We start from the raw sequence: 23570 nt of genomic DNA, 5'->3' as shown, positions 1-23570 counted from the left end.
TCAATTAAGGCCCTACAGGGGTAAACAGACTCTCAGGCAGGAATAGAGGTGAATCGGCTGGAGATCGAATGCACCTCCAGAATCAACGACAGCCATTATTTTCCCGCTTCGAGCAGGGCCTTCCGCCCTGATGGTTCTCACAATGAGGAGCGCAAAAACTATCACAGAACTGACACAGGGCATCGGGCTCGGTTAATACAATCTGCTGCTGTAGCACCTCGATCCCCTGCTTCCTGAGATTCGCGATCGCCCTTGAGAAGGTTTCGGGCGTCATCCCCAGGTACTTGGCGATCATCGACTTATCAAACTGCAGGGTAAAGCTGCCATCGATCACCTGCTGCTGTTTCATGGTCCCCAGAAGATAGGCACCCAGCCGGTAGCTGGCGGTATGGATCGCCACCTGCTCGACCCTGTGCATCATCTGGTTGGTCCGCTCCGCCAGGATCTGAATGAGGTTCTTCGCAAAAGCCTGGCTCTGCTCTAAAAGCTTATGCACAGCTCTGGCCGGAATAAACAGGATCTCGGCCTCGCGGATCACCTGGCCGTTCACCGCAGAGGGTCTTTCATCAAACAGCACATTTTCAAACATAGTTTCACCCGCCTGCAACATCCGGGTCACCGCCTCATTGCCATTTTCATCGGCCCTGTAGATGCGGGCCTGACCACTTAATAGCACACAGATAAATTCGGGCCGGCTCCCCTCCATGAGCAGCATTGCCGATTCAGAGAAATGCTTGATCTGTGATGGGATTAACAAAATTTCTAACTCTTGTTCAGACAGGTCCCGGAACAGCTTCAACCCCAGTAAGTACGGCACCTTCTGTCGGATGTTTTCGGCAATCAATCCCATTTTTTCTCCATATTGGATCACCATCCATGGTGTCACTTGACAATTGTCAATCGGATAATCGTTTTAGTATGCCTTAATCAAATGGTCAGGGACACTACCAAGGAGCGTGCCCATGCATGTCACACGAGGTGATCAATATCGTTCGGTAATCGCCAGTACCCTTGCCTTTACCGTCTGCTTTGCCGTCTGGACCATCTTCTCCATCATTGGACTTAAAATTAAACAAGAGCTTGGGTTAAGCGATACCCAGTTCGGGATCCTGGTGGCAACCCCTGTGCTCACCGGCTCCTTGAGCCGATTGATCCTCGGGATCTGGACCGACCAATATGGTGGCCGGCTGGTTTACACCCTGTTGATGCTCACAACGGCGGTCGCGACCTTTGCCCTGACCACTGCGACCACCTACCCCATGCTGCTTGTTGCAGCCCTGGGAGTCGGTCTGGCCGGTGGCTCCTTCGCGGTCGGAATCGCCTATGTCTCCCAGTGGTTTACCCGGGACCCCGACCATCAGGGCACCGCCCTTGGGATCTTCGGCATGGGAAATGTCGGTGCCGCCGTCACCAACTTTGGCGCCCCCTTCCTGGTGGTCGCCCTCGGGTGGCACAAGACGGCGATCGTCTACTCCATCATCCTGGCACTCACCGCCATCCTGTTCTTTATCTTTACCAAAGATGACCCACACCTGGTAGAGCGGCGTGACAAAAAGGAGAAGGCGCGCGGCATTTTTGAGCAGATGGAGCCCCTCAAGGAGATCCAGGTATGGCGCTTCTCCCTCTACTACTTCTTTGTGTTTGGTGGCTTTGTCGCCCTGGCACTGTGGCTGCCTCGCTACTATGTCGGGGTCTACCACCTCGATATCACCACTGCCGGCATGCTGGCCGCGGCCTATGCCCTGCCCGGCAGTATCTTCCGCGCCTTAGGGGGTTGGTTATCCGACAAAATCGGTGCCCGGGCCGTGATGTACTGGACCTTCTGGGTCTCGCTGCTCTGCCTGTTCTTCATGTCCTACCCCCTGACCGACTATGTGATCCACGGGATTAACCAAAACTATGAGTTCTCCATCGGCATAGGCTTGGTGCCCTTCGTGACCCTGACCATCATCCTGGGCTTTTTCATGTCCCTGGGTAAGGCCGCTGTCTACAAGCATATCCCCGTCTACTACCCGGAGCATGTGGGTGCCGTCGGCGGCATGGTCGGCATGATTGGTGGCCTGGGTGGCTTTATCCTGCCGATCGCCTTTGGCTTTATGAATGATGTGGTGGGTGTCTGGACCAGCTGTTTCATGCTGCTGTTTATCATCACAGGCGCCGCCCTGACCTGGATGCATATCTCAATCCTGAGAGCCGCCCGCACTCTCGAGCTGCAATCAAATGACGAGAAAAATTACCCCTGAGGAGAGGTCTCCATGAACAAACCACAACTCGATCATGATCTGAGTACCTGGGATCCCGAAAACAGTGAGCAATGGGAGAGTGAAGGTAAAGGGATCGCCACCCGTAACCTGTGGATCTCGATCCCCTGCCTGTTGTGTGGCTTCGCGGTCTGGCTCTACTGGGGGATCATCACGGTTCAGATGCTGAACCTGGGTTTCCCCTTTAGCAACGCCGAACTCTTTACCCTGGCGGCCATTGCCGGCCTGTCGGGTGCCACGCTGCGGATCCCCAGCACCTTCTTCATTCGCCTGGCAGGTGGCCGCTATACCATCTTCTTCACCACAGCGCTGCTGATCCTGCCGGCACTGGGAACAGGAATTGCCCTGCAAAGCATGGATACCCCTTTGTGGGTCTTCCAGTTGCTGGCCCTGCTCTCGGGTTTTGGGGGCGGTAACTTTGCCTCCTCCATGTCCAACATCAGCTTTTTCTTTCCCAAGAAAAAGCAGGGGTTATCCCTGGGGCTCAACGCCGGGTTAGGAAATTTTGGGGTCACCACCATGCAGATCCTGGTTCCCCTGGTGATGACCTTCGGGATGTTTGGTGGCTCGCCTATGGTGCTGAAAAACACCAGCGGTACCCTGATCGGTAAGATCCCGGCCGGCTCCGAAACCTATATTCACAATGCAGGTTATATCTGGGTGGTGATCCTGGTGGTGTTGGTGATCGCCGCCTGGTTTGGGATGAATAACATCAAGGCTAAGCATGTCTCCCCGGACATCGGCGGGGCCTTTAAATCCTTTGGCATTATCAGCGTGATGTTGCTGGTTGGCTTAGTGACAGCCTCTGTAGGCCTGTACCTGATGCTGCCCGCCTCCGCCAATGGTGCCGGTACCGAGATCAGTAAATGGATCATCCTGCCGCTGGTGATCGCTGCCACCGTATTCCTGCTGAGGTTCATCCTCAAGGGAGCGGCCAAAGAAAACCTCAAACGCCAGTACCAGATCTTCCGTAACCCCCACACCTGGGTGATGACAGTGATCTACACCATGACCTTTGGCTCCTTTATCGGTTTCTCGGCGGCCTTTGCCCTGGCGATCAAGATCATCTTTGGCTTCTCCCATGTGGTGGGTGCCGATGGGGTGATGACGCACAACCTGGTGAACCCAAACGGCCCGAGCGCCCTGATGTATGCCTGGATGGGCCCCTTCATCGGAGCCCTGATCCGCCCGGTGGGAGGCTGGATCTCCGATAAGATTGGGGGGCCCTGGTCACCCAGATCGTCTCCATCGTGATGGTGGCGAGTGCTCTGGGAGTTGCCTACTACATGCAGCTTGCCTACCAGTCGGCAACGCCTGAGCAGTACTTCGTGCCTTTCTTCCTGCTGTTTCTGGTGCTGTTTACCGCCACCGGCATCGGCAATGGATCGACCTTCCGCACCATCGCCATCGTTTTTGATAAAGAGCAGGCGGGCCCGGTTCTGGGATGGACCTCAGCCGTTGCGGCTTATGGCGCCTTCATCATCCCGAAAGTTCTGGGGGAGCAGATAAAAGCCACCACACCCGAGATCGCCCTCTATGGATTTGCCGCCTTCTATCTGGTGTGCGTGATCCTCAACTGGTGGTTTTACCTTCGCCCCGGCGTCAAATTCCGTAATCCTTAAGGAGCGCTCAACATGAGTTATTTTCTAGACCGTCTCAACTTTTTTAAAAAAAATGAGAGCTTTGCCAACGGTTACGGTCTGACCACTGACGAGAATCGTCGCTGGGAAGATGGGTATCGCCAGCGCTGGCAACACGACAAGATCGTCCGCTCCACCCATGGGGTCAACTGTACCGGCTCCTGCAGCTGGAAGATCTATGTCAAAAACGGCATCATCACCTGGGAGACCCAACAGACCGATTACCCAAGGACCCGCCCCGATCTGCCCAACCATGAGCCACGGGGCTGTGCCCGGGGCGCCAGCTATTCCTGGTATCTCTACAGCGCCAATCGCCAGAAATACCCCCTGGTACGCGGACGGCTGATCAAGGCGTGGCGCCAGGCGATCACCCTGTATCCGGATCCGGTGGATGCCTGGGCCAGTATCCAGGACAACCAGACCCTGCGCCAATCGATCCAGCAGATCCGCGGTCACGGGGGCTTTGTGCGCTCCACCTGGGATGAGGTTAATACCATCATCGCCGCCGCCAACATCTATACCATCAAGAGCTATGGCCCGGATCGGATCATCGGCTTCTCACCCATTCCGGCGATGTCGATGATCTCCTACGCCGCAGGATCCCGCTACCTGTCGCTGATTGGCGGCACTTGCATGAGTTTTTATGACTGGTATTGCGACCTCCCGCCAAGCTCACCGCAAACCTGGGGCGAGCAGACCGACGTCCCGGAAAGCGCCGACTGGTACAACTCCTCCTACCTGATTGTCTGGGGCTCCAATGTCCCGCAAACCCGAACCCCGGATGCCCACTTTCTCACCGAGGTGCGCTATAAGGGGGCCCAGGCGGTGGTGATCACCCCGGACTACAGTGAAGCGAGTAAGTTCGCCGATATCTGGCTGGCTCCCAAACAGGGAACCGATGCCGCCCTGGCGATGGCGATGGGCCATGTGATCTTAAAAGAGTTCTATATCGATAAGCAGGTGGATTATTTCGAGGAGTACGCCCGCCAGTTTACCGATCTGCCGATGCTGGTGCTGCTCAAGGAGCAGGATGAGCACCTATGCAGCGATCGATTCCTCAGGGCCAGCGATCTCATCGATGATCTAGAGCAGCAAAATAACCCCGAGTGGAAAACCATCTGCTTTGATGAGCAGAGCGGTGAGCTGATCGCCCCCCAGGGAAGCATCGGATTCCGCTGGGGTGAAGAGGGACGCTGGAATCTGGAGCCGCGTGAGGGAGCCAAGGGGGAGGCGATTCAGCCCCGCCTGACCAATATCGGGGCCTACGACGAGATCCTGGATATCAGCTTCCCCTACTTTGGCGGCATAGAGCACGAGCATTTTGCCAATAATCCCCAGCAGGAGATCATCAAGCACAAGGTACCGGTCAGGGCCATTACCACCAAGCAGGGGACCCTGTATGTGGCAACCGTCTTCGACCTGATGGTGGCGCACTATGGGGTGGATCGTGGCCTCGACAGCCAGAGTCAGGCCAGCAGCTATGAGGATAACGCCCCCTATACCCCGGCCTGGCAGGAAAAGATCACCGGCGTTCCAAAGGAGCAGATCATCCAGGTTGCCCGCGGGTTTGCCGATAACGCCGCCAAGACCCAGGGAAAATCCATGGTGATCGTCGGTGCCGCGATGAACCACTGGTATCACATGGACATGAACTACCGGGGCCTCATCAATATGCTAATGCTGTGTGGCTGTACCGGTCAAAGCGGTGGTGGCTGGGCCCACTATGTCGGCCAGGAGAAGCTCCGGCCTCAAACCGGCTGGCAACCGATCGCCTTTGGCCTGGATTGGGCTCGCCCTCCCCGCCAGATGAATAGCACCTCTTTTTTCTACGCCCATACGGATCAGTGGCGCTATGAACATCTAAAACCTCAGGAGCTGCTCTCGCCCCTGGCGGATAATAGCAGCTGGCAGGGCTCGATCATCGACTCCAACATCCGCGCCGAGCGGATGGGCTGGCTGCCCTCGGCGCCACAGCTCCAGGAGAACCCGCTTAAGATAGCCAAGCAGGCCAAAGAGGAAGATCCCCTGGCCTACACAGTCAATCAGCTCAAATCGGGCAAGCTGTCGATGAGCTGTGAAGATCCCGATCATCCCAACAACTGGCCCCGCAACCTGTTTGTGTGGCGCTCTAACCTGCTGGGCTCATCGGGCAAGGGCCATGAATACTTCCTCAAGCATCTGCTGGGTACCGAGCACGGCGTCCAGGGAGAGGATCTCGGCGCCGAGGGAGCGAAATTAAACCAGGAGGCCAAATGGCATGGTGAGGCACCCCGGGGCAAGCTGGATCTGCTGGTGACCCTGGACTTTCGGATGTCGACCACAGCGCTTTACTCCGACATAGTGCTGCCCAGCGCCAGCTGGTATGAAAAAAACGATCTCAACACCTCGGACATGCACCCCTTCATCCATCCCCTGTCCAAGGCGGTCGATCCCGTGTGGGAGAGTCGCTCCGACTGGGAGATCTACAAGGGACTGGCCAAGCGCTTCTCAGAGCTGGTGCCCGGCCACCTGGGGGTCGAGCAGGATCTGGTGCTGACCCCGATTTTACACGACACCCCGGGCGAGCTGGCGCAACCCACAGAGGTAAAACAGTGGAAGAGCGGTGACTGTGAGCCCATCCCGGGGAAAACCATGCCTGCCATGAAACTGGTGGAGCGCGACTACCCCAATGTCTATCAGAGGTTTACCTCGCTGGGCCCCCTGATGGAGACCATAGGCAATGGGGGTAAGGGGATCGCCTGGGATACCAAGAGTGAAGTCGAGATGCTCAAAAAGCTTCACGGCACCGATGACAGCCGCGAGCGGGCCAAGATGGAGACAGATATTCAGGCCTGCGACACCGTGATGTCACTGGCTCCCGAAACCAATGGCGAGGTGGCCCTCAGGGCCTGGAAGGCGCTATCTAAGGTCACCGGCCGCGACCATAGCAAGCTTGCCGAGGGCAAAGAGGAGGAGAAGATCCGTTTTCGGGATATTCAGGCACAGCCACGCAAGATCATCAGCTCCCCCACCTGGAGCGGTCTTGAGTCCGAGCATGTCTCCTACACCTCAAACTACACTAATGTCCACGAGCTGATCCCCTGGCGAACCCTGACCGGTCGCCAGCAGTTCTACCAGGATCACCCCTGGCTGCGAGACTTTGGAGAGGGCTTTACCACCTATAAACCCCCAATCTCGGCCGGTTCTCTGACCAGCCTATTGGATAAGCATGGTCACGAGACCCCCTGTATCACCCTCAATTTCATCACCCCCCATCAGAAATGGGGAATTCACAGCACCTATTCAGACAACCTGCATATGCTGACCCTGTCGCGAGGGGCCCCATCGTCTGGCTCAGTGAAAAGGACGCCCAAAAGGTGGGCATCGAGGATAACGACTGGATAGAAGCCTTTAACAATAACGGCGCCCTGGTGGCCCGAGCCGTGGTCAGTCAACGGGTCCCTGCCGGGATGGTGATGATGTACCACGCCCAGGAAAAAATTGTCAATGTGCCGGGCAGCAAGATCACCGGCACCCGCGGGGGATCCACAACTCGGTCACCCGGGCGACCCTCAAGCCGACCCACATGATCGGCGGCTATGCCCAACTCTCCTGGGGCTTTAACTACTATGGAACCGTCGGCTCAAACCGGGATGAATTCGTGGTGGTTCGTAAGATGGACAATGTCGATTGGCTCGATGAGCCGGTGAAGGAGGATGCACAATGAAAATCCGCGCTCAAGTTGCCATGGTCCTGAACCTGGATAAGTGCATCGGCTGCCATACCTGCTCGGTGACCTGTAAAAATGTCTGGACCAGCCGGGATGGTATGGAGTACGTCTGGTTTAATAATGTCGAAACCAAGCCGGGCATCGGCTATCCGAAAAACTGGGAGAAACAGAGCCAGTGGAAAGGCGGCTGGGGTCTCAACTCCAGCGGAAAATTGCAGCTCTCCCAGGGGAACAAGCTCACCATCATCGCCAAGCTCTTCGCCAACCTAAGGTTGCCCGAGATTGACGACTACTACGAGCCCTTTACCTTTGATTACTCTCACCTGCACAACGCTCCAGAGAGTCGCAGCGCCATCACGGCCCGGCCGCGCTCCCTCATCTCGGGCGAGCGGCTGGAGAAGATCAAGTGGGGGCCTAACTGGGAGGAGATCCTGGGCACCGAGTTTGATAAGCGTAAGGCCGACTATAACTTTGAAAACATCGACAAGGAGATCTTCGGCCAGTTTGAAAACACCTTCATGATGTACCTGCCGCGGTTGTGTGAGCATTGCCTTAACCCGGCCTGTGTCGCCTCCTGCCCCTCCGGCTCCATCTATAAGCGGGAAGAGGACGGCGTGGTCCTGGTGGATCAGGATAAGTGCCGCGGCTGGCGGATGTGTGTGTCCGGCTGCCCCTACAAGAAGATCTACTACAACTGGAAATCGGGCAAGGCCGAAAAGTGCACCCTGTGCTATCCGCGCCTCGAGGGCGGTGAGCCCACGGTCTGCTCCGAAACTTGCGTCGGACGAATTCGCTACCTGGGGGTGCTGCTGTATGATGCCGATGCGATCGAAGAGGCGGCCTCGGTGGCAGACCCAACCAGGCTCTATCAGTCTCAGCTCGACCTGTTCCTCGATCCAGAGGATCCTGCGGTCATTGCCGCGGCACGCAGCGAGGGGATCCCCGACAATTGGCTGGAGGCCGCTAAAAAATCCCCCATCTATAAGATGGCGGTCGAGTGGAAGGTCGCCCTGCCCCTGCACCCTGAGTACCGCACCCTGCCGATGGTGTGGTATATCCCACCCTGAGCCCGATCCAGACCGCGGCCATGCAGGGCAAGCTACCCTGGAGTGATGAGGGGATGCCGGATGTTCACTCGATGCGGATCCCGGTGAAATACCTGGCCAATATGCTCACCGCCGGGGATGAAAAGCCGGTGGTGGAGGGACTGGAGAAACTGCTAGCGATGCGCGGCTACATGCGCAGCGTCACGGTTGAGAAAAACCCCAACACCAAGCTATTGGAGAAAGTCTCTCTGACCGAAGATCAGGTTCAAGAGATGTATCAGCTGCTGGCGATTGCCAACTATGAAGATCGCTACGTGATCCCCTCTACCCATAAGGAGGACACACTGGACGCCTACAATGAGCGGGGCAGCTGTGGCTTTAGTTTTGGCAATGGCTGCTCAAACCACTCAAACAATGATACGGATTTCTTTGAGGCCGCGACTCCGGGCCAGCAGATCAATCGCATCTTTGTCAGGGATCACTACCAGCCCTCCCAGGATGATTCCGCTAACCCTAAGGAGAACAAGTGATGAAAACCTATCGCATTCTCTCAGCGCTGTTGCTCTATCCTCAGGCTGAGCTGGTCCAAGCCATCGATGAGCTCCAGGGGATACTCGAGCAGGAATCACTGTTAAAAAGAGGCAGCTATCGCCAGCTGTGTGAGTTATTCGACCACCTCCGAAGCCAGGAGCTGATGGAGCTGCAGATCCAATACGTGGATCTGTTCGACCGCACCCCCTCCCTATCTCTTCACCTGTTTGAACATGTGTTTGGTGATGACAGAGCCAGGGGGCAGGCACTGGCCGATCTGCAAAACCTGTATCAGCAATCCGGGCTTGCTGCCACCAGCAACGAGCTGCCGGACTATCTGCCGCTGTTCCTTGAATACCTGTCGGTGATCCAAGTGAGTGATGCCCAAGAGAGCCTCAGGGAGCTGGTTGATCTGCTCGAAACCCTGCGCCAACGCCTTGAGAAACGCCAGAGTCCCTATGCCGGAATCTTTGCCGCCCTGGTTGAACTATCTAAGCTCAAGCCCAATGCGCGCCGGGTGAAGGCCGCAATGAAAATCAGTGAGGGAGAGCTACCAAGCTCACAAGAGCTGGACGAAAACTGGCAGGAGGAGGAACCCTTCTCCGGCCAACCCAATCAAGGCTGTCCCCATGCGGGCAACTGTCAACAGGAGAATCGCCCATGAGTATCACGCAACTTCCTGTGACCGAGGTGTCTGGACTGGATACCTTCTTTTACGGGATCTACCCCTATATCTGCTTCACCGTGTTTGTGTTGGGTAGTATCCTCAGGATGGACAGGGATCCCTACTCCTGGCGCACCAAGTCCAGCCAGCTGCTGCGCAAAGGCAATTTCATCTGGGCCAGCTACCTGTTCCATATCGGGATCATCATGATCCTTTTGGGACATTTTGTTGGCCTGCTCACCCCCCACTGGTTGTATGCGGATGTGCTGGGACTGCCGGTGATGGTGAAGCAGTGGATGGCGATGGGCTTTGGCGGTTTCTTTGGCCTGGTGTGCCTGGTCGGTCTGCTGATGCTGCTGTCGCGTCGTCTGCAGGACCCAAGGATCCGCGCCCTCACTACCTTTGCCGATATTGCCATCCTGATCGTCTTGTTGGTGCAACTGCTGTTGGGGCTAACCTCCATCTTCTATTCGGCCCAGCATACCGATGGCTCCCGGATGGTTGAGCTCGCCGAGTGGGCGCAACACATAGTCACCTTCAGGCCCGGTGCCGCGGCTTATGTCGCCAACGCCGAGTGGGTGTTTAAGACCCATATCGTGCTGGGGATGACTATCTTCCTGATCTTCCCCTTTACCCGGCTGGTTCACATGCTGAGCGTCCCTGTGGGCTACCTGCTAAGGCGCAACCAGCAGATCGTGCGCAAGCGGGCGCGCCGTTAAGCCCCCCTCCCTGGGTAACTCCAGCTGCCCCGCCTACGCGGGGCTTTTTGTTGAACACAGGTTTCAGCCACCCGCCTTAGCCGGGCAAGCCTAAGAGCTAGCTGAAAACAAACTATAATTATCTTTAGTATCCCTCCATGGATAGAGATTATGCCACTAGGACTCAGGCGGGCACTCTACCTCATCATCCTCTTCGCGCTCCTTGATAGCCAGAGTCTTCAAGCTGCTGTTTATAAAACCGCTTATCAAGATAGTACACCTAAGTACATCGAATCTATTGTGGATGGCCAGAAGGTGTTTACCGGACTAGAGCCTGAGATCATGCAAGCGATCACCGATGAAGATCCAAGCATCCACTTTCACAGTGAGCCAAAATTTATCCCGGTTCAGCGGATCTTCAAACGACTTAAGCTAGGTCAGCTTGATGTTTTCTTTGGCGCAGCTAAAAATAGCAAGCGAGCCAAGCACCACCATTTTATGATGCCGCCTCTCTATCAGGTCAGCCATGTTCTGGTGGCCCGTCAAGGCGATGAAGTTGAGATTAACTCGCTCCAGGATATCGTTAACATCAAAAGAGATAATCTGGTGGTTACATTGCTGAACACGGCAACCCACCGTTATCTCAAAGAGTTCCCCGGGTTAGATGTCAAAACTGAAAACTCTGTTTTCGCCATGCTGGATGCGGTGATATCAAAAGAGGCCCGCTTCGCCTACTATCACGATCTGGGACTTAAATATTCGATAGACCATTATAAACTGCAGGATAGACTCTATATCCTGCCGGTCCGTTTTAAGACCTACCCCCACTATATTGCTGTATCCCGGGAAAGCGATCCGCAAAAAATAACCAGGCTGAAGGCGGCGCTTGAGACGATAGTGGCAAATGGCAAGCTTGAGACAATAACCCGTCGGTATGTTTCGGCCACTGCAGATCAATAAGCTCTTATCCTGGATGAAACCATTTTGGGTTATGTCTCAGATCCGTTGCTCATACAAAGGTGTACTGATTTCAAGGTCTCCAACCTTCTGTCGCAGGGGTGAAATGGCTCACTGAGTCATTGAACGCGAGGTATGGATACCGAGCTGGGATGGGCTATTAGGGATGGTAGTCACGGCCGCAGAGGTTCCATGGACGGATAAACACCCTGTTGGTGAGGCGGGAGTCAGACATCAACAACAGATGTAAAAGACGATCCTATTTTGAACCATATTGGGCCAAAGTCGTAAATCCTTTGGGTTTAATTAGAGCCCATATTGCATCGAACTTAACCAAAAACCACTAAAGAACCATGTAGCTCACCACCAGGTAGCGTCCCAGTTTTCCGGCAGTCACCAGCAGGCAGAACCAGACGAGATTGACCCGCAGAAAGCCCGCCACCACAGTCAGGGGATCGCCAATTGCCGGCACCCAGGCAAACAGCAGGGCCAGCACCCCGTATCGATAGAACCTTTGCTCCGCCCTTTGCATCTCGGTGGGAGTGGTTCTGAAAAGTTTACGCACCAGTGCACTTCCACCCCACAGCCCGACCCCATAGTTGGTAAAAGAGCCCAGCACATTGCCAAGGGTCGCAATAGCCACCAGGGTCGTTGGATTAAGTCCTTTGAGCAGCAACAGGCTCAGCACCACCTCAGAGCTCAGTGGCAGTAGGGTCGCCGCTAAAAAAGAGGATAAAAAAAGGCCTATATATTCAAACTGGGTAAAGTATTCCATCTATCTGTGGAGAAAGAAAAAGTGACTGAGGCGGGCGAGTATAACAAAAAAAAACCTGCTACAGCGCAAGGGATATGCATATGCCAGGCTCTTAGATGTTGAGCAGTTGTGATAGATTAGTGACACTCGATTTCTCCGGAGCAAAACAATGAGAATAAGCAGCAACTTCGATAGTGGTAACATCCAGGTGATCCAGGCCAATAGCGCCGATGCCATCACCCTTAGAATCAACAAGGACAACCAATCCGAATTCTATCAATGGTTTCACTATAAGCTGGAAACCATCCCAGACACGCCGCACCGGATGACCATTGAAGATCTCAAACAGTCGGCTTACCCGGATGGCTGGAAAGAGTACCAGGCTGTTGCCTCCTACGATCGCCAGGAATGGTTCAGAGTGCCGACCCAGTTTGATGGGGATAATCTTGTCATTGAGCATACTCCGGAGTGCTCTCAGGTCTACTACGCCTATTTCGCGCCCTACTCCTATGAGAGACACCAGGATCTGCTGGCCTGGGCCCAGATTTCACCTCGTTGTCAGCTTACCCACCTGGGGGAAACTCTGGATAAGCGTGACCTGTCGCTGCTGACCATCGGCGAGCCAACCCCCTAAAAACCTCGATCTGGATCATTGCTCGCCAGCATCCGGGGGAAAGCATGGCCGAGTGGCTGATAGAGGGATTGCTGGAGCGACTGCTGGACGAAGAGGATGGCGTCGCTCGGGATCTACTGAACCGGGCTGTGTTTTATATTGTGCCTAACATGAACCCCGATGGCGCCGCCCGTGGACATCTTCGCACCAATGCAGCCGGCGCAAATCTTAACCGCGAATGGGCGACCCCGACCATGGAGAAAAGCCCTGAGGTCTTCCTGGTCAGGGAGATGATGCAGAAAACCGGGGTAGATCTGTTTTTAGATATTCATGGTGACGAGGCCCTGCCCTTTAACTTCCTCGCTGGCAGTGAAGGTACTCCAAGTTATAACACCCGCCGCCAGGCTCTGGAGGATAATTTCAAGCACGCCTTCAAACTCGCCACCCCAGAGTTTCAGGATGAGCATGGCTATGAGAAGGATGAGCCGGGTAAAGCCAATATGACGGTCGCCACCAATGCGGTGGCCGAAGCTTTCGACTGCCTCTCCTATACCCTGGAGATGCCGTTTAAAGATAATTGCGAGCTACCGGATCCCCTTTTCGGCTGGTCCCCTGAGCGCAGCCGTCAGCTGGGCAGAGATCTGCTGATCCCGGTGCGCGCCGTCGCCCATGTGTTGAGGTAATTGGGTCACAGATATGAATAAGCCAGACCATTTTCTTAGGATCCCGGTCTGGCTCAACGCTCAATCCCATATTTCTTGTAAATTTTGGCGACGGTGCCATCCAAAAACATCTGGTTGAGAGATTGCTGAAGCTTTTGGGTTAACTGCTGTGGGATCTCTCGGTGACACCCCATGGCGCGGATGGTGGTGAAAAAAACCAGTTTGGGTTTACCGATACCGATCAGTTTATGGCCTAACAGCTCGCTCGAGCTGTCTTGGATCAAATACAGCGCCGCATCGATATCACTCGCCCACAAATCGACTCGTCCTCTGAGAAGCTTAAAGGCGCTCATCTCATTACGCGGTGCCAGCTCAACCTTAAAACCAAAGGGCTGGAGATATTCAGCAATGCCGCTCCCCAGGTAACTACCGATCCGGTAGGGCTTGGCATCCAGCAGTGTATCCAGCTGGATGCTGCTCATCGGCATGCTGAAAAAACCGTAGCGTGAGATCACCAGCGGGCTTATCCAGCGATAGGTCGACTCCCGCTCCTGGCTACGCTCAACCGGGACGATACAGTGAAATGGCAACCGCTCCGCCATCAGCAGCGAACGCTTGGCCGGCCGGATACTGAGCCGATATTTGATACCGCTACGTTCAAACATCTGTTGAAGAATATCCGGCACCAACCCGGTGGCAAGCTTGGACCCCTTGATAACCCAAGGAGCCTCCTCGTAGGTGATGACCGTAATCATCTGAGAAGCCACCTGGCTTACCCAACAGCCCAGGGTAAGGAGCAACGGACAGAGTATGAGGCTCAGTTTATTGCCAGGCATGGATCACCTCCTGATAGCTGAGGGTCTTACCCGGAGGTTTTTCATCTCTTTTAGCCTTGGGTGAGCCCGGCTGGCTGAGCCAGTACCCCGGCTCCCGAGGTGGATTTAACTCAGGGCGACAGCGCAGCGCCTTATCCTTAGAGAGCTTAAGCAGGTGTTGGTCCACCACCCGGGCAAAATCCTGCAAACCCTGGGCGACACTGACCCGGCCCTCAACTATCCGTGAAATATATTGCCACCAGTAACCAGCCAGCCCCGGATAATCCGGAACATTATTACCGGTCGGCGTCCAGATATCCCGCCCCCTGCTCCGGTAGAACTCCACCAACCCCCCAAGCCTTGGAGCCTGCTTGGTCATCACCTCGGAGTCGATATCAGAGCGGCGAATTGGCGTCAGGCCCACCAGGGTCTTTTTCAGCGAGACGGTTTTGGAGACCACAAACTGGGCATAGAGCCAAGCCGCTTGTTGCCGCTTGAGGGGCGTACTCTTCAGAAGGGTCCAGGAACCCGCATCCTGGTAGCCCGACTTCATCCCCTTCTCCCAGTAAGCCCCTACCGGAGATGGCGCGATCCTCCACTTGGGGGTCCCATCCGCATTAACCACGGGAAGACCCTCCCGGGTGAGATCGGCGACAAATGCGGTGTACCAGAAGATCTGCTGGGCGATCTGCCCCTTACCAACCCACTGTCCGGCCTCGGTAAAATTGAGATTAATCGCCTCCTCCGGTGCATAGGTCTGTAACCACTGAATAAACTTACGGATCGCATATTGTGCCGCGGGTCCATCAAGGGCGCCTCCCCTGGCAACCGAAGCCCCACCGGGTGGCATCCCTGCATCCGGATCCCCCACTCATCCACCGGCAGTCCATTGGGTAGTCCCTTATCGCCCACTCCCGCCATCGACAACCAGGCATCAGAGATCCGCCAGCCCAAAGAGGGATCAGTTTTGGCGTAATCCATGTGGCCATACACCGGCTTACCATCCAGCTCTTTGACATGGTGACTGAAAAAATCAGCGATATCCTCGTAAGCGGACCAGTTCACCGGAACATCCAGCTCGTAACCATAAAGCTTACGAAAGCGCTGTTTCAAATCGGGTCGGCTAAACCAGTCATGACGGTACCAGTAAAGATTGGCAAACTGCTGATCCGGGAGCTGATACAGCTTACCATCGGCTCCCGTGGTAAAGGCCAGGCCAATAAAATCATCCAGATCCAGGGTCGGCAGGGTGACATCCCGCCCCTCTTCCTGCATAAAATCAGAGAGCACCAGGATCTTTTGCGAGCGGGAGTGAGTGCCGATTAGATCGCTATCATTAATGTAAGCATCATAGAGATTCTCACCGATCATCAGCTGGGTCTGCAGCTTCTTGATCACATCATCCTCACCGGTCAACTCATGAACCAGCCTGATCCCGGTGATCTGGTAAAAGGCCTTAGCCAGCACACTAGCTTCATACCAATGGGTCGCAATCCGCTCAGACACCACCCGAATGGTCATCCCCCGAAAGGGTTTGGCTGCCTGGATGAACCAGCGCATCTCTTTGAGCTGCTGTTCGCGGGTAAGGGTGGAGGGGGAGAACTCAAGCTCAACCCAGCGCCTGGCCGCAGCCTCATCTCCGAGGGCCAGGCCGGGTAACATCAAGGAATGCAGCAATAGAAGCAGGGTCATCACAGGTAAGACTCTCACACCGATGACCTCATAGTTACAGGCTGATTATCTAATTTTTGTCGCGGCCAGGATAATTCGCAATTATGAATGCAGAGATTGCATCAACTCATCGATCACCGCCTTGACGCGAGGTCTGCGTGAGCTCTCCTTTGTGTATACGATATACAGGGCATTTTGCTCATCCATGGTCGAACACTGGAAGTTCACCAATAAACGGCGCAGCAACCCTGCTCTGACCGCCTCTTGTGCCATGGCTTTAGGGATCAAGGCCACTCCGCCATGGTTCAGGCACGCCTGATAGCGCGCGGTGTAGCTATTACAGGCAAACCAGGCGTGGGATGTATCTATGCTGACCCTGTGCTCCCCATCTGCACTATTAAAGAACCAATCCACCAGCTGCTTGTTTCGCTCCAGCCCCAGCAAGCTATGCTGTTTAAGATCATCCGGGCTATTCAGCCCGGGTGCCGATTTAAGGTATTCTGGAGAGGCACAGAGCCAGAACTCAGGGTAGCTGACCGGACGCATGATAAGGGAGGAGTCCACCGGTCTTGCGACACAAAAGTAGATATCATGCTCCGCCAGAAAGGGATCGCGATATTCATCCCCATGGTTGATATAGATCTTAAGCTGCGGCCACTTTTGATGCAGCTCTGGCAGGAGCGGTGCAATCAGATTGGCGGTAAACCAGTGGGGGGCACTGATCCTCACCATCCCCCGGATCTCCTGATGACGGTAGGCCAGGGAGTTTTCAAGATCCTCAAGCTGTGAGCAGATATCAAGACCCCTGTCATACACCAGCTGCCCCTCTTCGGTAAGAGCCAGCTTACGGGTATGACGAATAAACAGCGGCGTTTTTAGCTCCTCTTCGAGTTGCTGCACATGCCGCGAAACCGTTGAGGTCGCACAGTTCAGCTGATTCGCCGCTGCCGAAAAGCCGCCCCATTTAACCACGGCGATAAAGTAATGAAGAGACTCGACCGATTGCATTTGACCTCCCTCTTATACACTAGAGCACCATATAGCTCCAAAACTCGACCACACCCAATTTATTTCTAAAGTAAGCTGTTTGCAGGTTTTTTCGACCTTCTGCCGCATGGATGCGGTATCAGAGCGCCCATGAATGGGTTCACAGCGTGTCGCAAAAAATCAACGAACAGTGAATAGCATTCAGTTGAGTAATATGCGATCAACTTACTTATTTGAAAAGTGAACTGCTCGGCTCGCTAAGAGCCTTTCCATTATAAGAGCCCCCACAAGTTTTATAACACCAATTTCCCTTATATTCTGGCCCTTCAGCCATTGTTGCAAATTGTGCAACCTATCTTTGCAGATCTCCTGTTTTTCCCTCCCCTGTGACCTTTTAATCTCTCCCTGTACCCGGGACAACAGACAACGCAAATCATGAGCTGAGCTTCGCTCAGGCCACTGAGAACAAGATGAAGGAACAGAAGATGAAACAGCTAAGACCCGAACTGTGCAGCACCCTGTTGTTTACCCCGGCCAATCGCCCCGAGCGTTTTACCAAAGCAGGTCAGTGCAGTGATGCCCAGATGGTGGTACTGGATCTTGAGGATGCGGTGGCCCTGGATGAGAAAGACGGCGCCCGCCACACCCTCATCGAATACCTGAGACAGTGGGGCAGGATCCCCGCCGACCACCCCATGATCACCGCCATCCGGATCAACCCTATCAGCACCCGGGCAGGCCTTAAGGATATTAGCGCGCTGGTCGAACAGGAGCTGGCTCCCGATACCATCTTTTTACCCAAGGTGCAGAACCTCCAGGAGATCGAGCTCTACAGCGAGCTGCTGAACCAGGGCCGGCACACTCCCATCACTTTTATCGCAGCCATAGAAACCGCGGTCGGTCTGCAGAATGCCCATGAGATCGCATCTCACCCGAGTGTCGCGGCCCTTGGTTTCGGCGGGGCCGATCTGGCCGCCGATCTCGGGGTTGAGCTCAGCCTCGAAAACACCCAAAGCTATCGGGCCAGAATCGTCCAGGCCGCGCGCTTTGCCGGGAAAGTCGCCTGGGATGTGCCCTACTTAGATTTTAAAGATCAAGCCGGACTGATTGCCGAAACCAAAAAAGTGAAAGCGATGGGCTACAGCGCCAAGATCGCTATTCATCCGGCCCAGCTCACACCGATTGCCGAGGTGTTCTCTCCCACCAACGAGGAGATCTCTGAAGCACAATCGATCCTCAAAATTTTCAAAGAGGCCCAAGGCTCTGCCTGCCAGTACCGCGGCAAGATGCTCGATGTGCCTGTCGTCAAAAAAAGTCAGGATCTTCTGGATAGATTAAACCTTGCCTACTAAGGAGCCAATGATGACCCATTACAGATATGATCAAGCCGAGATCCCCAAGCTATATCAGGCCAAGCTGATGGATGCAGATCAGGCGATCCGCAGCCTGGCGCAGGATGTTAATTTTGTCACCTTTGGCTGCTATGCCGCGACCCCGGTCGCCCTGGCCAAAGCCTATGCCCAGGCCGCCAGAGAGGGATATTTTAAACAGGTGATCGATACCTATCTGTTCCGCTGCTCCTCCCAGGTGACAGAATTTTTTAATGATCCCGAGGTGCTCGAGTCAATCCACCTGATGCTACCATTCATCGGCGGTGAAATTGGCTCCCTGCTGAAAACCGCCCGCAATCACCTGGACAAGGTGCAGTATCCGGAATATATCTCCGGGCACTTTAGCCACATGGAGAGTGGTTTTCTGACCCAGTATGGCGATCCGGATCTCCACATGTTCCAGGTCTCTCCCATGGATGAGAATGGCTATTTCAGCTTTGGGCTCGATGGAAGCTTCTCGATTCCGGCAGCCCGGCGTGCCAAACGAATCGTGGTCGAAGTGAATGAAAACATGCCACGTACCTTCGGCGATGGGATCATCCATTTAAGTGAGATCGATGCCATTGTCGAGCACAATAGCGAGCTGCTTCGCCTGCCAACCAAGGCGATGACTGACAATGATCACCGGATCGCAGACTTTATCATCGACTCGATTCCGGATGGTGCCTGCATCCAGCTCGGTATCGGTGGGGTACCCGATGCGGTGGGGAAATACCTGCTGGATAAGAATGATCTGGGGATCCACACCGAGCTGATGTGTGCCTCCCTCATCGATCTGGTGAAGAACGGCAATGTCACCAACAAATACAAAAACATCCACCGCCACCACACCGTATTTAATGTTGCCATGTTGCCGGACTCATCCTACTACAAGGTGATGGACAACAATCCCTCCATGCTGTGCTACCCGGCCTCCTATGTGAATGATGCCAGTGTCATTGAGAAAATAGACAAGATGATCTCCATCAACTCATTCGTTGAGATTGACCTGCTGGGCCAGGTTGCCTCCGAGTCAGTCGCCTGGAAGCAGATCACCGGCACCGGCGGTCAGGTCGATTTTGTGCGCGGAGCCAGCGCCTCAAAGGGAGGGAAGAGCTTCCTGGCCGCCGCCTCCACCGCCAAAAATGGCACCATCTCCAAGATAGTGCCAAGACTCAATAACATAGTCACCACGGCTCGCACCGATGTGCAGCATGTGGTCACCGAATACGGCTGCGTCAATTTAGCCGGCATGTCCAACGTCAAGCGGGCGAAGGCCCTCATCAACCTGGCTCATCCGGATTTTCGCCCCTCACTCACCGAGCAGGCAAAAGCCATGGGACTCATTCGCTAGGAGAACATCATGTTTAGTGCATACGCAAAAATCGACCAACACAGATACCGGGAAATCTTTGGACTGGACTTTGAGCAGTTTGAGAAGGGACAACTGTTTCATCACAGGCCCGGGATCACCATCAGTCAGCAGGATAATGTGGATGAAGCCACAGACACCATGAACTCGGCCCAGCTCCACTATGATCAGCACTATGCTTCCAACACCGAGTGGCAGCACTGCCTGGGGGTGAGCACCATGACACTGCAAAAGGTGCTGGGTGGCAGCTGGAAGACCTTTGCCAGAAAGGATCGGATCATCGAATTTACCAGTATCGCGATGACCCATCCGGTATTCGGGGGCGACACCCTGTATGCCGAATCCGAGATCCTTGGTGTTGAGGAGTGTCCCGAAGATGAATGCGGCATCCTGCGGGTCGAGACCCGAGGCACCAATCAACACGGGGATATAGTTACCCGGGTCACTTATAACATCCGCATCTATAAAGCGGGACAGCACCCCTATTATGGCTCGCTGGATTGCCAGCTCAGCGGGGATAAGTTCTCAGCCTATGCCCTGCAGGCAGACGGCTCCCTCAAAGAGAGCGTCGGGATCTATTTTGAAGATCTTCAGCCCGGAGAGCTCTATGAGCACGCCGCCTATAAGCTCATCAGCCCCGATGAAGCGATCAGCCATGCTCAGCGCTCACTGGAGTGGAACCCCAAATATGTGGATCCTGACTTTTACAAAAACTACCTGGCCAGGCCCGGAGAAAGCAGCTTGCCACCGGTCACCGAGAGCTACTGGATGGGAGCCATGACCGCCTGTACCACCCGTACCCTGGGGCGAGTCGTAGCAAACCTCGCCTGGACCGATGTGAAACTGCACCGGGAGGTTTTCCCCAACGAGAAGCTTAGAGTCACCTCTGAGATCATCGACAAGCGAGAATCCAGATCGCGGCCCGATCAGGGTATCGTCAATGTGCTGACCCGCTGCTATGACGAAGCCCAGCAGGAGGTACTCTCCTATCGACGCACCCTGCTGGTCTACCGAAAAGATCGCGGCCCCTATGAGGCTGCAGGCTACTAATGGCGCTACAGATGAGTTGAATGCCTTAAAGGCATTCAACTCATCTCCCCCTTTTATGCATCACAACTATCGATTATTCAAGGAGCCGTTATGAGCAAGCCCACGACTGTGATTGAGTATGTTCTTCAAAGAATTAAATCCCTGGGTGTCACCGATATTTTTGGGGTTCCCGGAGACTTTGTGTACCCTGTGTGCGACGCCATCATCGATGATGAAGAGCTTCAATGGATTTCATGTACCAATGAGCTCAATGCCAGCTACGCCGCCGATGGATATGCACGGACCCGGGGCGTCGGCGTGCTGGTCTCGACCTATGGTGCCGGTGAGCTCTGTACCCTGGGTGGGCTCGCAGGGGCTCACGCAGAAAGCTCACAGCTGATCTCATTGACCGGCATGCCTGGCCTTGCTGAGCAGAGAAAAAAACTCAGGTATCATCACATGATCGGGGATCAGGATCCGGATTATGATCTGTTTGTGCAGATGACCCGACCACTGACCGCCGGAGGCGATGGGGCTGTGGTGATCACCCCACAAAACTGCGTGTATGAGACGGAGCGGCTCATTGCAGCCATGCGCTATTACTCCAAGCCTATCAACCTTGCTTTTCCCCGGGATGTGCCCCATGCCCCGGTGATTATGCCGTCTGAACCCCTGCCGATCCCCCTGAGCCATCCTACCTGTGATCCGCAAAGGTTAGCCTGGCTTGCCCAGGAGATCTGCTACCGCTTACATCAGGCGAAGCAACCCTGTGTGATCCCGGGATACCTGCTGCGACGCCATCAACTGGTTGATCAAGCCCGGGTGCTTATCAACAAAACCGGGCTTCCCTTTGTCGACCTGTTTCAGGGACGAGGTATTGTTGGTATGGATCATCCCAACTACATCGGGAGCTATATGGGGCAATATCATGGCTGGGCCGATCCCTGGGTCACAGGTTGGGTTGAAAGCAGTGACTGTATTTTGGCCCTTGGCACCGAAAGCCATGATTTTAACAATGGCTTCCATACCCTGGCTTATGATCCCCGGGCATTGATTAAGATCATGCCCCACTCGGTACAGATTGGCGATCACTGCTATGAAAACATTCATATGCAGGAGCTGCTGACAGACTTAATCGACAAGCTGGATCTGAGGTTGAACTCTCATCCCCCACTTCCGGAAAGCCAAACGGCGATCGGCTCCCCGCTACTTTCAGACTCCCCCCTGAACTATGAAGCCCTGTATCAACAGATCCAGGCATTTATCAAACCTGGAGATATCCTGATCTCGGACACTGCAATGGCCTCAATGTGTTTCTCCGCCAGGGCAGAGCTTCCGGCCGGGGTCGATCTTGAATCACAGCTCTCCTGGGGTGCAATCGGCTGGGGGACGCCAGCGGCACTGGGCCACGCAATTGCTGCGCCCGAGCGCCGCTGCGTGATACTCGCGGGTGAAGGGGGGCATCAGATGACGATGAATGAGCTTGGAACATTTGAGCGCTATGGGGTAAAGCCCGTTTTCCTGGTGATCAATAACGGTGGATACCTGGCTGAACGTGTCACCAATCGTAACCCGGATGAGATCTATAATGATCTCCCTCCCTGGCAGTTCTCAGAGCTTCCAAAGGCCCTTGGCTGCCACTGGCTTACCCGGAAGATTAGCCGAGCCGACGGAGTTGGCAAACGCTTTAAAAGAGGCTGAAGAAGCAGACACAGGGGTCTACCTTGAGATTATGATTGATGCGGATCTTATCGCCCCTGGTTGTGACTTTCTATTCAGCCAAACCGGGCTGCACTTTGGTCAGGAGGGGCGAAGCTGGGAGAGCTACAAATCAGGAAAGAACCGTCGCAAGGCCCTTCAGCCCACAGATTGATAGGTGATTAATACGATAGACTGTTGATGCATTGCAGCCGTTTACAACACAGCTGCAATGCACTTATGAACTGATTAGACTAGGGGCTGTCGTCTTGAGAGGACTAGTTTGAGTACAATATGTGCTTTCATCATTAATCTGAAACTACACAATGAAGAGCCCAGCCCACCGACGCCATGACATATCAGACCGAGTATGGAGCCTAATCGAACCCCATATTTTGGGAAGAAAGGGTGACTGGGGAAAGGCGGGTCGAGATAACCGACTCTTTATCAATGCTGTTTTTTGGATTTTAAGGACAGGCTCTCCTTGGAGAGACCTTCCTCCCGATTATGGCGACTGGAAAAATACTCATCGACGATTTAGTCGCTGGCGTGATAAGGGAGTTTGGGCTCGCCTCCAGGAACGTTTAATCCATGAGCCAGATTTTGAGTGGCTGATGATCGACGCCAGCCATATCAAAGTTCATCCGGATGCCAGCGGTGCTCAGGGAGGTAATCAAGATATGGGGATAACAAAAGGGGGCTAAACAGTAAAATCCACTTGGCAGTAGACTCTCATGGCATGCCTGTGAAGTGCTTTGTTACCTCAGGTACAACGGCAGACTGTTCTCAGGCCTTGGCTCTGATTGATGGTGTCGATGCTGAGTATTTACTGGCTGACAGAGGCAATGCCTTGGTCTCCCAAGCCGAGTTTCTGGGAATGAAAGTGGTTATTCCATCGAGGAGAAACCGGAAGGTGCAACGGGAGCATGATAAAGGTCTCTATAGAGTTAGGCATTTGGTAGAGAATGCCTTTCTTCATTTGAAGAGGTGGCGGGGGATCGCGACACGATATGCAAAAAATACCGCTTCATTTGAAGCGGCTGTTCAAATACGTTGTGTAGCACTATGGGCTGCTATCTTATGACGACAGCCC

The 23570-nt window shown here is 54.5% G+C and carries 25 protein-coding genes; 19 read left to right on the top strand and 6 right to left on the bottom strand.

The annotated features are described in order from the left end of the window. Positions 1 to 82: 82 nt before the first annotated feature. Positions 83 to 850 carry a Crp/Fnr family transcriptional regulator gene (locus tag DB847_RS09675; RefSeq protein WP_159084513.1) on the bottom strand — a complete coding sequence of 256 codons (768 nt, stop codon included), beginning with the start codon at positions 848 to 850 and terminating at the stop codon, positions 83 to 85. Between the two features lie 112 nt (positions 851 to 962). Here DB847_RS09675 and DB847_RS09670 point away from each other — a divergent pair, with 112 nt between their 5' ends. The 11 genes from DB847_RS09670 to DB847_RS09640 all read left to right on the top strand — a co-directional run bounded on the left by DB847_RS09670 (position 963) and on the right by DB847_RS09640 (position 11509). Next, on the top strand, positions 963 to 2243 hold the full coding sequence (locus DB847_RS09670; protein ID WP_108650494.1) for an MFS transporter: 1281 nt from the start codon (positions 963 to 965) through the stop codon (positions 2241 to 2243). Between the two features lie 12 nt (positions 2244 to 2255). After that, complete coding sequence (locus tag DB847_RS09665; protein ID WP_234418544.1) at positions 2256 to 3515, top strand: MFS transporter; 1260 nt, start codon at positions 2256 to 2258, stop codon at positions 3513 to 3515. Then, the gene (locus DB847_RS25500; RefSeq protein ID WP_234418543.1) at positions 3512 to 3883 is read left to right on the top strand and encodes a hypothetical protein; all 372 of its coding nucleotides are present in this window, start codon (positions 3512 to 3514) and stop codon (positions 3881 to 3883) included. The genes DB847_RS09665 and DB847_RS25500 overlap by 4 nt, the downstream gene beginning before the upstream one ends. 12 nt (positions 3884 to 3895) lie before the next feature. Continuing rightward, positions 3896 to 7285 carry a nitrate reductase subunit alpha gene (locus DB847_RS09660; RefSeq protein WP_325049159.1) on the top strand — a complete coding sequence of 1130 codons (3390 nt, stop codon included), beginning with the start codon at positions 3896 to 3898 and terminating at the stop codon, positions 7283 to 7285. After that, a complete protein-coding gene (locus DB847_RS26355) occupies positions 7258 to 7470 on the top strand; it encodes a molybdopterin dinucleotide binding domain-containing protein (protein WP_325049158.1) in 213 nt (70 codons plus the stop codon). Before DB847_RS09660 ends, DB847_RS26355 begins: the two co-directional genes overlap by 28 nt. Then, entirely contained in the window at positions 7467 to 7607 is a 141-nt protein-coding gene (locus DB847_RS26350) for a hypothetical protein (protein WP_325049157.1), read from the top strand. Before DB847_RS26355 ends, DB847_RS26350 begins: the two co-directional genes overlap by 4 nt. After that, positions 7604 to 8677 (top strand): nitrate reductase subunit beta, encoded by a 1074-nt coding sequence (gene narH, locus DB847_RS24915; protein ID WP_199911787.1) that lies wholly within the window; start codon positions 7604 to 7606, stop codon positions 8675 to 8677. Before DB847_RS26350 ends, narH begins: the two co-directional genes overlap by 4 nt. Next, complete coding sequence (locus tag DB847_RS24345) at positions 8659 to 9186, top strand: nitrate reductase subunit beta (RefSeq protein WP_159084512.1); 528 nt, start codon at positions 8659 to 8661, stop codon at positions 9184 to 9186. Before narH ends, DB847_RS24345 begins: the two co-directional genes overlap by 19 nt. Then, positions 9186 to 9851: a nitrate reductase molybdenum cofactor assembly chaperone gene (gene narJ, locus DB847_RS09650; protein ID WP_108650493.1), complete on the top strand. Its 666-nt coding sequence runs from the start codon at positions 9186 to 9188 to the stop codon at positions 9849 to 9851. The genes DB847_RS24345 and narJ overlap by 1 nt, the downstream gene beginning before the upstream one ends. After that, positions 9848 to 10570, top strand: a complete 723-nt coding sequence (narI, locus tag DB847_RS09645) for a respiratory nitrate reductase subunit gamma (protein ID WP_108650492.1) — start codon at positions 9848 to 9850, stop codon at positions 10568 to 10570. Before narJ ends, narI begins: the two co-directional genes overlap by 4 nt. Before the next feature lie 150 nt (positions 10571 to 10720). Continuing rightward, a complete protein-coding gene (locus tag DB847_RS09640; protein ID WP_108650491.1) occupies positions 10721 to 11509 on the top strand; it encodes a substrate-binding periplasmic protein in 789 nt (262 codons plus the stop codon). A gap of 340 nt (positions 11510 to 11849) precedes the next feature. On the opposite strand, the gene DB847_RS09635 is transcribed toward DB847_RS09640, so the two are convergent. Beyond that, on the bottom strand, positions 11850 to 12281 hold the full coding sequence (locus DB847_RS09635) for a YqaA family protein (protein WP_108650490.1): 432 nt from the start codon (positions 12279 to 12281) through the stop codon (positions 11850 to 11852). Between the two features lie 148 nt (positions 12282 to 12429). On the opposite strand from DB847_RS09635, the gene DB847_RS24910 reads away from it, so the two are divergent. Together DB847_RS24910 and DB847_RS24905 are read left to right on the top strand one after the other, a co-directional pair. Then, a complete protein-coding gene (locus tag DB847_RS24910; protein ID WP_199911786.1) occupies positions 12430 to 12894 on the top strand; it encodes a M14-type cytosolic carboxypeptidase in 465 nt (154 codons plus the stop codon). Between the two features lie 44 nt (positions 12895 to 12938). Continuing rightward, a complete protein-coding gene (locus tag DB847_RS24905) occupies positions 12939 to 13556 on the top strand; it encodes a M14 family metallopeptidase (RefSeq protein ID WP_234418542.1) in 618 nt (205 codons plus the stop codon). A gap of 53 nt (positions 13557 to 13609) precedes the next feature. On the opposite strand, the gene DB847_RS09625 is transcribed toward DB847_RS24905, so the two are convergent. The 4 genes from DB847_RS09625 to DB847_RS09615 all read right to left on the bottom strand — a co-directional run bounded on the left by DB847_RS09625 (position 13610) and on the right by DB847_RS09615 (position 17029). Continuing rightward, positions 13610 to 14290, bottom strand: a complete 681-nt coding sequence (locus tag DB847_RS09625) for a substrate-binding periplasmic protein (protein WP_159084511.1) — start codon at positions 14288 to 14290, stop codon at positions 13610 to 13612. Positions 14291 to 14357: 67 nt separating this feature from the next. Then, on the bottom strand, positions 14358 to 14903 hold the full coding sequence (locus DB847_RS24900; RefSeq protein WP_199911785.1) for a hypothetical protein: 546 nt from the start codon (positions 14901 to 14903) through the stop codon (positions 14358 to 14360). A 20-nt stretch (positions 14904 to 14923) separates the two neighbouring features. Further along, positions 14924 to 16060, bottom strand: a complete 1137-nt coding sequence (locus tag DB847_RS24895) for an ABC transporter substrate-binding protein (RefSeq protein WP_199911784.1) — start codon at positions 16058 to 16060, stop codon at positions 14924 to 14926. A 63-nt stretch (positions 16061 to 16123) separates the two neighbouring features. Then, entirely contained in the window at positions 16124 to 17029 is a 906-nt protein-coding gene (locus DB847_RS09615) for a LysR family transcriptional regulator (RefSeq protein WP_108650488.1), read from the bottom strand. 464 nt (positions 17030 to 17493) lie between these two features. Here DB847_RS09615 and DB847_RS09605 point away from each other — a divergent pair, with 464 nt between their 5' ends. The 6 genes from DB847_RS09605 to DB847_RS09585 all read left to right on the top strand — a co-directional run bounded on the left by DB847_RS09605 (position 17494) and on the right by DB847_RS09585 (position 23561). Then, entirely contained in the window at positions 17494 to 18360 is an 867-nt protein-coding gene (locus tag DB847_RS09605) for an HpcH/HpaI aldolase/citrate lyase family protein (protein WP_159084510.1), read from the top strand. Between the two features lie 10 nt (positions 18361 to 18370). Next, a complete protein-coding gene (locus DB847_RS09600) occupies positions 18371 to 19732 on the top strand; it encodes an acetyl-CoA hydrolase/transferase family protein (RefSeq protein ID WP_108650485.1) in 1362 nt (453 codons plus the stop codon). Between the two features lie 9 nt (positions 19733 to 19741). Beyond that, positions 19742 to 20800 (top strand): MaoC family dehydratase, encoded by a 1059-nt coding sequence (locus tag DB847_RS09595; RefSeq protein WP_108650484.1) that lies wholly within the window; start codon positions 19742 to 19744, stop codon positions 20798 to 20800. A 90-nt stretch (positions 20801 to 20890) separates the two neighbouring features. Next, positions 20891 to 22480: an alpha-keto acid decarboxylase family protein gene (locus tag DB847_RS09590; protein ID WP_108650483.1), complete on the top strand. Its 1590-nt coding sequence runs from the start codon at positions 20891 to 20893 to the stop codon at positions 22478 to 22480. Beyond that, positions 22455 to 22652, top strand: a complete 198-nt coding sequence (locus DB847_RS24340; RefSeq protein ID WP_159084509.1) for a hypothetical protein — start codon at positions 22455 to 22457, stop codon at positions 22650 to 22652. The genes DB847_RS09590 and DB847_RS24340 overlap by 26 nt, the downstream gene beginning before the upstream one ends. Before the next feature lie 151 nt (positions 22653 to 22803). Continuing rightward, a protein-coding gene (locus tag DB847_RS09585) for an IS5 family transposase (RefSeq protein ID WP_108650482.1) occupies positions 22804 to 23561 on the top strand; the annotation gives its coding sequence in 2 pieces (ribosomal slippage) (positions 22804 to 23179 and positions 23179 to 23561; 759 coding nt in all). The last annotated feature ends 9 nt before the right edge of the window (positions 23562 to 23570 follow it).

Origin of the sequence: Dongshaea marina (assembly GCF_003072645.1) — a bacterium.
Taxonomy (GTDB): Bacteria; Pseudomonadota; Gammaproteobacteria; order Enterobacterales; family Aeromonadaceae; genus Dongshaea; species Dongshaea marina.
This window is presented reverse-complemented; position numbering and strand designations above follow the sequence as displayed.